Raw genomic sequence first — 13,351 nt, 5'->3', positions numbered from 1 at the left:
GAGTTTCTTTTGCTGGTCGCGAGCATTCGCCCCTAGCCGTTTCCCCCGAGGGAAACGGCGCGATCTCGCCATAGAGCGAAGAAATGGTGCGGGGGGCCGTGACCGGCCCCGATCTCGAACGCCTTTCCGGCTTCGAGCGCGCCGCTGAGGAAGGCCTTGGCGTCCGCTATGGCCTGTTTCAGCTCCGCGCCCTGCCCGAGCCGCGCCGCGATCGCCGATGACAAGGCGCAGCCGGTGCCGTGATTATTGCGCGTCGCCACGCGTGGCGCGGAAAATTCCGTGAATTCGGCGCCGTCATAGAGCAGGTCGTAGGCCGCGCCGTCGGGCAGATGGCCGCCCTTGACGAGAACGGCGGGCGCGCCTAGCGCATGAAGCTTGAGCGCGATCGCGCGCATGTCGCCCGGCTCCTCCGGCATGCGGTCGCCCGCCAGCAGCGCGCTCTCGATGAGATTGGGCGTCACCAGCCGCGCCAGCGGAAACAGCTTGTCGCGGATCGGCCCGACCAGTTCGTCGCCACCGAGACTATGCCCGCCGGTGGCGACCATGACCGGATCGAGCACGACATTCGCCGCCTTGAAACGCAGCAATTGCGCGGCGATGGCCTCGACATTCGCGACCGAGCCGATCATGCCGATCTTCACCGCGTCGACCGCAATGTCGGAAAAGACCGATTCGATCTGCGCGGCAACGAATTCGGGAGCGACCACCTGCACGCCCTGCACGCCGAGCGTGTTCTGTGCGGTGAGCGCCGTCACCGCCGCCATGCCGTAACAGCCCAGCGCGGAGAAGGTCTTGATGTCGCCCTGCACGCCGGCGCCGCCGGAAGGGTCCGAGCCCGCGATGGAAAGGATCTTGGCGACTGCGGTCATGGAACCTCCTATTGGCCCGCGAATTTGAAACTCAGGGTCAGGCCGCCTCCGGTCGGCGGCAACGGAAAGGGTCCGGCCGCCCGCAGCGCGGCCATAGCGGCGGCGTCAACGTCGCGGAGCCCGGACGACTTGGTCAGTTTTGCGCCGACGAAAGCGCCGCCATAATCGATCGCGAAGACGATTTCGCCCGGTGTATGAGGGCGCCCCGCGATAAGTTTCTGCAAGTTCAGATGGCGGGCGAGTAGGCCGTACACCGTGGAAAGATAGGTCGCTTCCGCATTTCCGCCGCCGACGGGCGCATAGCGCAAGGCCGCGGCCAGCGCGTCGCTCGACGAAGCGAAGCTCGGCGTCGCCGGCGCCGGGGGCTTTTCCGGCAAGAGCGGGTCCTTTTGCGCTTTCGTCTGTTCCGGCGCCTCCGGGCGAGGATCGCCCTCGGCCTGATCGTTCTTCGGCTGTTGCGCCAGTTGCTCGGCAGCTTTGGCCTGTTCCGGATTGGCCGGTTTGCGCGCAACTGCCGCCGAATCCGCCTTCGCCGCCGCCTGTGCGGCATGCGGAGCCTCCGCGCGAACGTCCTTTTCGGACTTTTCGTCACTGGCGCGCGGCGCGTCCGTCGCCTCCTTCTCGTCCAGCACGGCCTGTTTCATCGGCTGTTCGCGGTCCTTGGCGGTCTCCGGAGCGGGAGCCGGATCCGGCGCCTTGGGCGGCGGCTCGACGATGACTTCGACGGCGGTTTCCTCCTCCGTCGGCGCGGGACGCGCCGGCCTATCGAACCGGACGAAAAGCGAAATCGCAGCCAAATGGGCGAAAAGGCACGCCAGCACGATCAAACCAAGGCGGCGCCGGTCCGCCGCCGGCGCGCGCGGCGGTTTTTCAAGCAGACGTTGTTCGGTCGAGGCGGCGAGTTGCATGAATCCGTCTGCGCTGGGAAGAGCTTCAGGGTCAGTCTGGCTTCTATAGCAGACAGAGGCGGGTTTGGCCTTCGCGCTCGGAAAAGAGAATAAAAACGCTCTCTGCGCCAGCGCCTGGAAAGCCGCCGCCATGGCGCCGGCGATCCGAGGGAGGCGCCGGAGCCAATGACATGGGCGGCGACGGACAAAGGGGCGTAACGCGCAGCGCGGCAAAGGCGGAACGTCTCGCGCTTGAGGGATCGTTATGGAAGCAGCCAGATGGCGGCGAAAATCGCCCCGGCGATGGCCGAAAGAAAAAGGACCGCGTCATGCGCCGCCAGCATGGCCCGCGACGGACGGGCGCGGCCGTAGAGACGCAATGAAGCCCCCGCCGTGGCGAAGCTCCAGCCGATGGCCACGACGATCAACGCCGCCGCGAAACGCCAATAATCATTGGCGAAAGCTTCGATTGCCCAGGCTGCAGCGATCATCGCGAGGCCGAGCGCGGCCACGGTCTGGGCGCCCATCCGGCGCGCTGCGAGGCCGGTGAAAAAGGCCGGCGCATACATGGCGACGACATGCCAGGAGATGGCGCTGAACACGACCGGAACGCCGATGCCGCAGCCGGCCATGGCGCCGGGCGCGGCGACCATGGCCGCCGTCATGCCGAACCAGGCGAGGCCGGCGAGCAGCGTCGGCGCGACAAAGGCGCGCCAGTCCGGCGGGCTTTCGGTCCGCGGCGACTGGCGCGGCAGCACCGGCGCGCGGGCCGTGGTCAGCACGGCGAGAATGAGCACGAGCACCTGCGCGAGCGCGGCGGCGAGCGCCGTCGCGGCGAAGAGCGAGGCTGGCGCGGCTTGCGCCACGACATAGGCCAGGGCAGGACCGGCCAGACCGGCGAAGGCGCCGCTGCCGAACACGATGATCGCGGCGCGCGTCCGCTCGGCCGGCGTCGCGCCCAGCGCGGCCTCATGGCGGTAGAACAAGGAAAAACCCTGCGCGACGCCGAGCCAGAAGGCGCCGAGGCAGAAAGGGGCGAACAGATTGGCGCTGAGCGCCCAGGCCATGATCAGGCCGCCGGCCACGCCGAGGCTCGCGCCGAGCGCGAGCGCCGCGCGCCGCCCGAAAGCGTCGAGCAGAAACGAGGCGGGAAAGGTCGCGGTCGCCGCGCCGAGCAGCATCGCCACATAGGGCGCGGCCATGAGGTGGGGCTCGGGGGCTAGCAGGCGGCCCGCCAACGGCAGCACGCCAAGCGTCAGGCTTTGCGAGAGCACCGAGAGCGCGAAACCCGCCGCGAGCGTCGCGACGCCTGGGCTCCAGCGCCCGGCGTCGAGCGCCGCCCCCGGCGCCGGGGCGCCGGGCGGGCAGAAACAGGCCATGCGCCCGGCGCGCGCCGCGGGAGCCTCGTCGATCCTGTCCCGGGATTCCCTGCCGGGCGCGGGGCGGTCGAAGGCGGTCATTTCTTCTCGATATCGTCGTCTTGCAGGATGCGATAGGCAGAGCCTTCGAGATCCTCATATTGCCCGCGCCTGAGCGACCAGAACAAGCCATAGAGGGCGACAAGGCCCAGGGCGAGCGCGGCGGGAATCAGAATGATCAGGACGTTCATCGCGCAAATCCGTTGAGTTTCCGCGCTTCAGGCGGAGGAGGCGGCTGTTGCCGCCGGCGGCGCGCCCGGTCTCGGCGCCGAGGGGCTTCCACCCCGCGCCTCTTGCAGCAGGAGATTGACCCCTTTGCCCGGCCCGCGCAAGCGCAGCGCGTTAAGCGTGACCAGGATCGACGAGCCGGACATGGCCAGAGCGGCGAACAGCGGCGAGGCGTGCCCCGCCATGGCCACCGGCACGGCGATGAAATTATAGCCGATGGCGAGCGCGAGGTTCTGGCGCATCAACTTGCGCGCCTGATCCGCAATGGCCAGCGCGGCGGCGACGGGCGCCAGCCTCTCACCCAAAAAGACGGCGTCGGCCTGCGTCTGGGTAAGGTGGACGGCGTCGATTGGCGAGATCGACGCATGGGCCGCGGCGAGCGCGGGGGCGTCGTTCAGGCCGTCGCCGACCATCAGCGCCTTGGCGCCCTTGCTGGCCAGATCCTCGATGAAGGCGATCTTTTCCGCCGGCTTCAGTCCGCCGCGCCATGTCTCGACGCCAAGCTCGCGCGCAATGGGCGCCACGGCCTCGGGCCGGTCGCCCGAGAGAATCGCGATTTTCAGCCCCTTTCTGCGCAGATGGGCCACGACCTTCCCCGCGTCCGGCCGCAGGGTCTGGCGGATCAGAAGGCGCGCCCAGCGCTCGCCTTGCCGGATGAAAATGGCGCTGGCGTCGGCTTCGCCGCCCGGCGCAGTCGCGCCGCAGAAGGCGGCCGAGCCCAGGCGCGCCTCGCCGTCGCCATAAGGCGCCGCAACGCCCTGCCCCGGCGTCTCGCGCACATCGGCCAGCGGCGCCGCGGCGCGGGCCGAACGGGCAAGGGCGAGGGCCAGCGGATGGCTGCTGGAATGGGCGAGCCTTCCGGCGAGTTCGAGCAGATCGGGCGCGATCTCGTCCCCATTGGCGACGCGGGGCTCCGGCAAGGTGAGCGTCCCGGTCTTGTCGAAAATGACGTGATCGACCTCGCCGAGCTTTTCCAGACCGGCGGCGTCATTGACGAACAGCCCGGCGCGGAAGAAGGCGCCGGAGGCCATGGCCTGCACGGTGGGCACCGCCAGAGCGAGAGCGCAGGGACAGGTGATGATGAGCACGGAGATCGCGATCACCAGCGCATCATGGGCGCTGGCCCCGAAAGCCCACCAGGTCAGGCCGGTCGTCAGCGCCGTGAGATGAACGACCGGCGCGTAGAGCCGCGACACGCGATCGGCGAGCCGCATGTAGCGCGAGCGAGCGGCGCCTGCGGCGTCGATCAGCCGCGCCGCTTCGTCGATCAGCGAGGAATGGCCCGCCGCCGTCACGCGAACGGTCAGCGCGCCCTCGCCATTGATCGAGCCAGCATAAATATTGTCGCCGGGGGTTACGGGCTTGCCGAGCGTCTCGCCGGTGATCGCGCTTTCGTCCACCGCGCTCGCGCCCTGCTCGATGACGCCGTCCGCCGGAATGCGTTCGCCGGCGCGCACCAGCACCCGGTCGCCTTCGGCCAGCGCCGCAACGGGAACGAGTGTGAGATTGTCGGCGTCTTTTTCTTGTCCCTCACCCGCCCCGGGCGCGAATCGCAACGCGTTTTCGCCCTTGAGCGCCGCAAGATTTCCGGCGGCCGCGCGGGTCTTGCGGCGCATGGCCTGATCCATGACGCGGCCTGCGAGCAGGAAGGTGAGCAGCATGATGGCCGAATCGAAATAGGCGTGCTCGGCGTGATGCTTCGTCTCATAGACAGACAGGCCAAGCGCCAGAAACACGCCGATGGTGATTGGCACGTCCATATTGAGGCGGCCCTGGCGCAGCGAGGTCCAGGCGCTGACATAGAAGGGCTGGCCGGCATAGGCCGCGGCCGGCAAGGCGATCAGGGCGGACAGAAGATGAAAGAAATCCCGCGTCTCGGGCGGCATGGACGTCGCTTCGCCCGACCAGACCGAAATCGACAGCAGCATGATGTTCATCGCCGCGAAAAAGGCGACGCCGAGGCATTTCAGCAGCATCGAGAATCGCGCCGCCTCGTCGGCCTCGACCTGGCGCTGCTCATAGGGATAGGCGCGATAGCCGATCGACTCCAGCGCGCCGGTCAGGCGGCCGGCGTCTATGCTGGCGGCGTCGAAGGTCACGGCAAGGCGGTGGCTGGTGAGGTTGAGCCGCGCCAGAATGACGCCGGGCGAACGCTTCATCGCCGTTTCGATATCGTCGAGACAGGCGGCGCAGGTAATGCCGTCTATCGCCAGATCGAGCCGCGAGCGCCCGTCCGCATCGGTCTTCACGAAATGCGAATAATCGGGCGAGGCGGCCATCTTACTCGACGATCAACGGATTGCGCGAACGGAACAGCCGCTCGCCATTGCGCCCGAGAGTCACTTCGACGTCCCAGCGGCCCGACTGCAAGGGCGCAGAGCCGGAATAGACGCCATCGGCCACGGGCGAAGCCGAAACCTGCCGGTCGAGCTTGCGGGTCGCGGGGAAATAGAAATGCAGCCCGACGTCCAGACCCGTGACGGGCTGGCCCGCCTTGTCCTTGACCGTCACCGCGACCTGGGTCGCGCTCCCGTCCGGCGCGCGGTTGAGATCGACCGTCCAGCCGAGTTCGGCCTGCGCCCTGGCCGCCGCGATTTCCTTGTTATAGGCGAGCCCCGAATCATAGGGATTGTCGGAATCGAGGCCGCTGAACGTCTTCACGGCATAGGTCGCGAAGATGAAATTGACGACGAGCATCACGCCGAAAAAACCGGCGAGCATCAACAGGACCATACGGCCCGTCAAAACCCGGCCCGTCGGCCGATAGTCGCTTTCTTCCTTCATGATCGCCTGTCCTCTGGCCCAAGCCGATTCGGCTCAGGGCGCCTTGAAATAATCCGCCTTCTTGACGGACTCGCCGGTCGCCATATCGGTCAGAATCATCTGAATGGCCGTGCTTTGCGGCAGTTTGACGTCCGGCGGAACAGTGACCGTCACGCGGAGTTCAAGCGTCTGGTCCGGCGGCGCGGTGACCGGCACGCCGGCCTCGTCGCCGACCGGCTCTCCCATCACCGCCAGCTTGCCCTGCGGCAGGCCGACCAGCGAAAGCTTGAAGGCGCGCTCGAAGCCCTTCGGATTCAGCACGCGCACCGTATAGACGTTGCGCACAGAGCCATCCGACAGGCTCACGAAGATCGGATTGCGGTCATGCATCACGTCGACGCCAAGGCTGCGGCGCGTCGTGAACGAGTAGGTCATCGCGGCGGAGACGGCGACGATAAGCGCGATATAGACCAGAGTGCGCGGGCGGATGATCTGCGGCTTGAGCGCCGGAAGGCCTTCGGCGCGGCGGCGGATGTTGTCATCCGTGTCGTAGCCGATCAGCCCGGTCGGGCGGCCGACCTTTTTCATGACAGTGTCGCAGGCGTCGATGCACAGGCCGCATTGGATGCAGCCCATGTTCAGGCCGCCGCGTATGTCGACGCCGGTCGGGCAGACAACCACGCATTGCTCGCAATCGACGCAATCGCCCGCGGGCTTGCCTTCCGCGCGCAGTAGCTTGGCCTTCTTGAGCGAGCCGCGCGGCTCGCCGCGATCGACCCGATAGGTGACGTTGAGGGCGTATTCGTCCGTCAGCGCCGCCTGGATGCGCGGCCAGGGACACATATAGATGCAGACCTGCTCGCGGGCGAAGCCGGCGAGGACATAGGTCGATGCCGTCAGGATCAGGATCCAGATATAGGCCTGGGCTGGCGCCTGGAAAGTCGCGAGCTGCTTCACCAATGTCGGCGCATCGGCGAAATAAAGCACCCAGGCGCCGCCGGTCCACCAGGCGATCATCAGCCAGAGCGAATGTTTGAGAATCGCTTCGGTGACGGTTTCGAGAGACCAGGGCTGCTTGGCCTTTATCATCCGGTCGCGGCGGTCGCCCTGCGTCCAGCGTTCGATCAGCAGGAAGAGATCCGTCCAGACTGTCTGTGGGCAAAGATAGCCGCACCAGATACGGCCGGCGACCGCATTCATCAGGAAGAGGGTGAAGGAGGCGAGGATCAGCAGGCCGGTGAAATAATAGACTTCCTGAGGCCAGATCGCGATGCCGAAGAAATAGAAGCGGCCGTTGGCGAGATCGACCAGCACGGCCTGCGAGGGAAGATCCAGCCCTCGGTCCCAGCGGACGAAGGGCAGGAAATAATAAACCAGCATTCCGACCGTAAGCAGCGCCCATTTGATGTTCCGGAACGTGCCCGAAACGCTCTGCGGATAGATCTGCTTGCGGGCTTCGTATAGCTCGCCTTCATTCCCCTCCGCCGCCACAGCGGCAGGCTTCTTGAGACCCAAACCTGGTATCGCGCTCATCTCGCCATCTCGAAAAAGCTTGACCGCGCTCCGGTCAGGGCGCGGCGCATCATTCCCCCTTATAAGCCGAAGCCTGCAGTCGGAGTCGAGTAAATTGCGCGCGAATTTGTCGCAGGTCGATTGCGGGGCGCAATCGCCTCGTTTTTCGCCTTTTGTCCAGATTCTGCGGTCCTGACGGAAGAAACCGGCCAGAGGCGATCAGGTTCAGCACATTTTCTGGCTTTTTTTGCCCATTTCAGGCCGGCGCGCGGGAGGACGCTTTTTAACGCAACGAGCGCGGAGATGCGTTTGAACGCCACTCCGCGCCCGCAGTCTTTATTGGCCGCCGCCCAGCGCGTGGACGTAAACCGTGAGGGCCTTGATCGTGGCCGGATCGAGCTTGGAGCCCCAGGCTGGCATGTGGCCGCCGCGACCATTGGTCAGGGTTTCCTGGATCGTCGCCTTGTCGCCGCCATAGAGCCAGATTTTGGTCGTCAGGTTCGGGGCGCCGACGTCGGGATTGCCCTTGGCGTTGTCGCCATGGCAAGGCGCGCAATTTTCGGCGAAGACCTTCTGGCCCGCGGAAACGTCGGCGGTGGTCGGCGTCGACAGCGAGACGACATAGGCCGCGACCTGACCGATCTGATCCTTGGTCAGGATGCCATCCTTGCCGAAGGCCGGCATGTTGCCTTCATGACCGTCCGGATCGCCCGAGCGCGCGCCATGGGTGATGGTCTGGCTGATCTGGTCGAGCTTGCCGCCCCACAGCCAGCGATCGGCCGTGAGATTGGGATAGCCGGCCGAACCCTGGCCGTTCGAGCCATGGCACGGCGCGCAGTTCACGCCAAACGACGAGCGACCATAAGCGCGGGCGAATTCCGCCAGCTTCGGATCGGCGGCGATCTGCTGCAGAGTCGACTTGTTCAGCTGGCCGACCAGGGTGGCGCGCTGGGCCTGGAGTTCCTGCAGGTCGGCCGTGACCGCCCCGCGCGACGTCCAGCCGAGCAAGCCGGGCGTGTGGCCACCGGGGAGCGGAATCGCCGGGTACAGAAACCAGTAGCCCACCGACCAGACGATGCAGGCGTAGAGAATATAGAGCCACCATTTGGGGAGCGGCGTATTCAGCTCCTTGATGCCGTCCCATTCATGGCCCGTGGTCGCCGTACCCGTGGCCGCGTCAATGTCTTGATGCGTATTGTCAACCATCGTTCAATCCTCGTTCAGCGGCAGGCGGGCGGCCTCGTCGAAGCTCTTCTTTTTGGAGGGCCACAGCGCAAAGACGACGACGCCGACGAATGCGATGATGACCGATAGCAGGCTGAATAATTTCAGCGGTCCGAGAATGGCTTCGAAGTCCATATCGCCCCTCAGCGCCAGTTGGCTTTTGCGTCGAACAGTTTGAAGTCAACCGTCGTGCCGAGCATCTGGAGATACGCGACCAGCGCGTCCTGTTCGGTCGGACCCGCTTCGCCGCCAAGGCTCGCGTGAGCGACCGCCTTGGGATAGCGCTTGACCAGATCGGCGACAGACGGATCGTCGGGGCTCAGCTGGGCCTTGATATCGACCTTGGCCTTGGCGATCAGGTCGGGCGTATAGGGTACGCCTTCGATCGCCAGAACCTGCATGTCCTCCTGGATATGGGCGAAGTCGAGCGGCGTCTCGGCCAGGAAGCCGTAGCGCGGCATGACCGAACCCGGAACCACCGAGCGCGGGTCGTTCAGATGGCCGCGCTGCCAGTCGTCGGAATATTTGCCGCCGACGCGGGCGAGATCGGGACCCGTGCGCTTGGACCCCCACTGGAACGGATGATCATATTTCGATTCCGCAGCCAGCGAATAATGGCCATAGCGCTCCACCTCGTCGCGCAGGGACCGGATCATCTGCGAGTGGCAGAGATAGCAGCCCTCGCGGACGTAGATGTTGCGGCCGGCGAGTTCGAGCGGCGTATAGGGCCGCACGCCGTCGACCGTCTCGATCGTGCTCTTCAGGTAGAAGAGCGGGCCGATTTCGACCAAACCGCCAATGGCGATCACGATCAGGATGCCGACCAACAGAACCAGGCTGTTCTTTTCGAAGATTGCGTGATGTTTCCACATGGACATGGACAGCTCCTCACTCGGCCGGCGCGAGCGCGGGTTTGGCTTCGGGAGCTTCGGCCTCTTCAGGCGAAGCAAGGGTCTTGTAGAAATTATAGGCCATGATCAGCGAACCGATGAGGAACAGGCCGCCGCCCGCCGCACGGATCACGTAGAAGGGGTGCATGGCCTCGACGGTTTCGATGAAGGAATATTCAAGGAAGCCGTTGGAGGTATAAGCGCGCCACATCAGGCCCTGAAGGATGCCGGACACCCACATCGCGGTGATGTAGAGCACGATGCCGATAGTCGCGATCCAGAAGTGCCAGTTCACGAGCTTCATCGAGTAAAGCTTGCGGTTGTACACCCAGGGAATCAGGCAGTAGAGGGCCCCGAAGGAGACAAAGCCCACCCAGCCCAGCGCGCCGGAATGCACATGACCGATGGTCCAGTCGGTGTAATGCGACAGGGAGTTGACCACCTTGATGGACATCAGCGGACCTTCGAAGGTCGACATGCCGTAGAAGGCGACAGACACGACCAGCATGCGCAGGACCGGATCGGTGCGCAGCTTGTCCCAGGCGCCAGCCAGCGTCAGCAGGCCGTTGATCATGCCGCCCCAGGAAGGCATCCACAGCATGATCGAGAAGGTCATGCCCAGGGTCTGCGCCCAGTCCGGCAGCGCCGTATAGTGCAGATGGTGCGGGCCGGCCCAGATGTACATGAAGACCAGAGCCCAGAAGTGGATGATCGACAGCCGGTAGGAATAGACGGGACGCTCCGCGCGCTTGGGCACGAAATAATACATGATGGCCAAGAATCCCGCGGTCAGGAAGAAGCCGACCGCGTTATGGCCATACCACCACTGGAACATCGCATCCTGCACGCCGGACCATACGATGTAGGATTTCGGCGAGAAGATCGACACCGGGATCGACGCGTTATTGCCGAGGTGCAGCATGGCGATCGTGAGGATGAACGCCAGGGTGAACCAGTTGGCGACATAAATGTGGGGCTCCTTGCGCTTCCACAACGTCGCCAGGAAGACCAGCAGGTAGACAACCCAGACAATGGTCAGCCAGAGGTCGGCGTACCATTCCGGTTCGGCATATTCCTTCGACTGCGTGATGCCGAGCAGGTAGCCCGTGCCAGCGATGACGATGAACAGGTTGTAGCCGAGAATGACGAACCAGGGAGCGAGTTCGCCCGCGATACGCGTGCGGCAGGTGCGCTGCACGACATAAAGCGAGGTCGCCAGCAGGACGTTTCCGCCGAAGGCGAAGATCACCGCCGAGGTGTGCAGCGGGCGCAAGCGGCCGAAGTTGATCCACTGGAGACCCATCGACAGATCGGGATAGGCGAGCTCCAGCGCGACGATGAGGCCGACCAGGAAACCCGCGATGCCCCAGAACACCGCCGCGAGGCTTGCGAACTTGATGGGGCCGTATTGATAGTTCGGCCGGCCGTTGATCTCCTGCGGAATGACCGCCGCACGGTTGGTGTAGTGCTTGAAGATGAGGAACGCCGAACCGAAGCCGGCAAGCGCGAACACGAACATATGGAACGCGTAGGCGGCCGTGTAGGCCTTCGAAGCGATGAACAGCGCCAGGAAGGCGCCGGCGAACGAGAGGACGATCCCGAGCAATTCGCCGATCGTCATTTTCTTGCCGCCGGACGGCGACGCTGTGGTTATTGAACTTGCTTGCGCCATGTTTTCGCCCCAATGAAATCGCGCCGGCGTTTGTCAGGGCGCCGGCTCGCCATTGGGCGGACCATCGCCCGCCCCGTCAAAGCTTTCATTGACTCAAGTCAAATGAAGCGCTTAACGCCTTCATTAGCTTGAAAATGTTCTGCAGGCGATAGGACAACAGTCCAAAGTTTCCAATGCGCGACTTTTCGCCGCGGTTTGAACCAAAGCGTCAGCGCCGCAATTTGACCAATTCTTCGCCGCGTTTATTGACATTCTCGCCTTTTTGCGATCGCGCCGGGCGCGGTTCAACATTCAACTAATTTCCCGGGATTAGCGCTTGATTCAGCCTCTGGCCCCCGCCTAAATTCGAAGTAACGGCCATGTCCCTGGAAGGACGCACGAATCGGCCATAAGGGAGCATTGCCTTTTGAGCGCCTACGCCCTTGAGACGGACGGGGTGACGAAGGAATTTTCGGGCTTCACGGCGGTCAACGACGTGAGCTTGCGGATTCGGCGTCACACGATTCACGCGCTGATCGGCCCGAACGGCGCCGGAAAGACCACCTGTTTCAACCTGTTGACCAAATTTCTCGAACCGACGCGCGGTTCGATCCGCTATGAAGGCCGCGACATTACCCGCTCCCGCCCGGCGGACGTCGCCCGCCTCGGCCTGGTGCGCTCCTTCCAGATTTCGGCCGTGTTTCCAAATTTTTCGGCGCTGGACAATGTCCGAATCGCCTTGCAACGCAAGCGCGGCGACTCTTTCGACTTCTGGCGATCCGACAAACTGCTGCGGCAATATGATTCGCGGGCGCGCGAGCTGCTCGACGAGGTCGGCCTTTCGGCCTGGACCGACGCGAAGGCCGGGGAAATGCCTTACGGCCGCAAGCGGGCGCTGGAAATCGCCGCGACCCTCGCGCTCGATCCGCAAATGCTGCTGCTCGACGAACCCATGGCGGGCATGGGCCACGAGGACATCGACCGGATCGCCGATCTCATCAAGCGCGTCGCAGAGGGACGCACCGTGCTCATGGTCGAGCACAACCTGAGCGTCGTCTCGCGCATCTGCGATGTGATCACCGTTCTCACGCGCGGAAAAGTGCTGGCGGAGGGCGATTACGCCGTTGTCTCGGCCAATCCCTCCGTTCAGGAGGCCTATCTTGGCTCCGAATCGCCGGAAGGAGCGGGTCATGGCTGACGCCCCGCTGCTGAGCGTATCCGACCTTCACGCCTTCTATGGCGAGTCCCATGTGCTGCACGGCGCCGCGCTGGAGATTCGGGAGGGCGAGATCGTCACCCTGCTCGGGCGCAACGGCGCCGGCAAGACGACGACGCTCAAATCCATCATGGGCATGATGGCGAAGCGCCGCGGCTCGATCCGCTTCGCCGGAGTCGAGACGATCGCGCTGCCGTCGGACCGCATCGCGCGGCTCGGAATCGCCTTGTGCCCGGAAGAGCGCGGCATCTTCACCACCCTCAATGTCGAGGAAAACCTGCTGCTGCCGCCCAGGATTGCGCCGGGCGGCCTGAGCCTGGACGAGATTTTCGAGCTTTTCCCCAATCTGCGCGAGCGCCTGCGCAGCCCGGGCGGCAAATTGTCGGGCGGCGAACAGCAGATGCTGGCGATCGGCCGCATCCTGCGCACGGGCGCCCGGCTCCTGATGCTCGATGAACCCACCGAGGGCCTCGCGCCTGTCATTATCCAGCAGATCGCCCGGACCATCGAGAAGCTGAAGGCCAAGGGCTTCACCATCCTGCTGGTCGAGCAGAACTTCCGCTGGGCCTCGGCGCTCGCCGACCGCTTCTATGTCATGGATCACGGCCAGATCGTCGAGGCCTTCAGCAGCGCCGAACTTCCGGCCAATAGGGACAAACTGCACGCCTATCTGGGCGTCTGAGCAATTTGGCG

General features: G+C 64.7%; 13 protein-coding genes. 2 read left to right on the top strand and 11 right to left on the bottom strand.

Going from position 1 to position 13,351, the window contains the following annotated elements:
* Positions 1 to 32 precede the first annotated feature (32 nt).
* The 11 genes from thiD to ccoN form a co-directional block, all read right to left on the bottom strand.
* Positions 33 to 869, bottom strand: coding sequence for a bifunctional hydroxymethylpyrimidine kinase/phosphomethylpyrimidine kinase (gene thiD / locus QM467_RS10280; RefSeq protein WP_283366227.1), 837 nt, complete (start codon positions 867 to 869; stop codon positions 33 to 35).
* Between the two features lie 8 nt (positions 870 to 877).
* The gene (locus QM467_RS10275; RefSeq protein ID WP_283366226.1) at positions 878 to 1,777 is read right to left on the bottom strand and encodes a TonB C-terminal domain-containing protein; all 900 of its coding nucleotides are present in this window, start codon (positions 1,775 to 1,777) and stop codon (positions 878 to 880) included.
* Between the two features lie 242 nt (positions 1,778 to 2,019).
* Entirely contained in the window at positions 2,020 to 3,216 is a 1,197-nt protein-coding gene (locus tag QM467_RS10270; protein ID WP_283366225.1) for an MFS transporter, read from the bottom strand.
* Entirely contained in the window at positions 3,213 to 3,365 is a 153-nt protein-coding gene (gene ccoS / locus QM467_RS10265; RefSeq protein ID WP_283366224.1) for a cbb3-type cytochrome oxidase assembly protein CcoS, read from the bottom strand. Before ccoS ends, QM467_RS10270 begins: the two co-directional genes overlap by 4 nt.
* 27 nt (positions 3,366 to 3,392) lie before the next feature.
* Positions 3,393 to 5,681 (bottom strand): heavy metal translocating P-type ATPase, encoded by a 2,289-nt coding sequence (locus QM467_RS10260; protein ID WP_283366223.1) that lies wholly within the window; start codon positions 5,679 to 5,681, stop codon positions 3,393 to 3,395.
* 1 nt (position 5,682) lies between these two features.
* Positions 5,683 to 6,186, bottom strand: a complete 504-nt coding sequence (locus tag QM467_RS10255) for a FixH family protein (RefSeq protein ID WP_283366222.1) — start codon at positions 6,184 to 6,186, stop codon at positions 5,683 to 5,685.
* A gap of 33 nt (positions 6,187 to 6,219) precedes the next feature.
* Positions 6,220 to 7,698 (bottom strand): cytochrome c oxidase accessory protein CcoG, encoded by a 1,479-nt coding sequence (gene ccoG, locus QM467_RS10250; protein ID WP_283366221.1) that lies wholly within the window; start codon positions 7,696 to 7,698, stop codon positions 6,220 to 6,222.
* A 315-nt stretch (positions 7,699 to 8,013) separates the two neighbouring features.
* Positions 8,014 to 8,883 carry a cytochrome-c oxidase, cbb3-type subunit III gene (ccoP, locus tag QM467_RS10245; protein WP_283366220.1) on the bottom strand — a complete coding sequence of 290 codons (870 nt, stop codon included), beginning with the start codon at positions 8,881 to 8,883 and terminating at the stop codon, positions 8,014 to 8,016.
* Positions 8,884 to 8,886: 3 nt separating this feature from the next.
* Entirely contained in the window at positions 8,887 to 9,036 is a 150-nt protein-coding gene (locus QM467_RS10240; protein WP_283366219.1) for a cbb3-type cytochrome oxidase subunit 3, read from the bottom strand.
* An 8-nt stretch (positions 9,037 to 9,044) separates the two neighbouring features.
* Complete coding sequence (gene ccoO, locus QM467_RS10235; RefSeq protein ID WP_283366218.1) at positions 9,045 to 9,779, bottom strand: cytochrome-c oxidase, cbb3-type subunit II; 735 nt, start codon at positions 9,777 to 9,779, stop codon at positions 9,045 to 9,047.
* A gap of 10 nt (positions 9,780 to 9,789) precedes the next feature.
* Entirely contained in the window at positions 9,790 to 11,412 is a 1,623-nt protein-coding gene (ccoN, locus tag QM467_RS10230) for a cytochrome-c oxidase, cbb3-type subunit I (RefSeq protein ID WP_283366335.1), read from the bottom strand.
* A gap of 457 nt (positions 11,413 to 11,869) precedes the next feature.
* On the opposite strand from ccoN, the gene QM467_RS10225 reads away from it, so the two are divergent.
* Complete coding sequence (locus QM467_RS10225) at positions 11,870 to 12,640, top strand: ABC transporter ATP-binding protein (protein WP_283366217.1); 771 nt, start codon at positions 11,870 to 11,872, stop codon at positions 12,638 to 12,640.
* The gene (locus QM467_RS10220) at positions 12,633 to 13,340 is read left to right on the top strand and encodes an ABC transporter ATP-binding protein (RefSeq protein ID WP_283366216.1); all 708 of its coding nucleotides are present in this window, start codon (positions 12,633 to 12,635) and stop codon (positions 13,338 to 13,340) included. Before QM467_RS10225 ends, QM467_RS10220 begins: the two co-directional genes overlap by 8 nt.
* Positions 13,341 to 13,351 lie beyond the last annotated feature (11 nt).

This window comes from Rhodoblastus sp. 17X3, assembly GCF_030056575.1.
GTDB lineage: Bacteria > Pseudomonadota > Alphaproteobacteria > Rhizobiales > Beijerinckiaceae > Rhodoblastus.
Note: the sequence above shows the minus strand (reverse complement) of the source record. Positions and strands in the feature narration are given on the sequence as shown.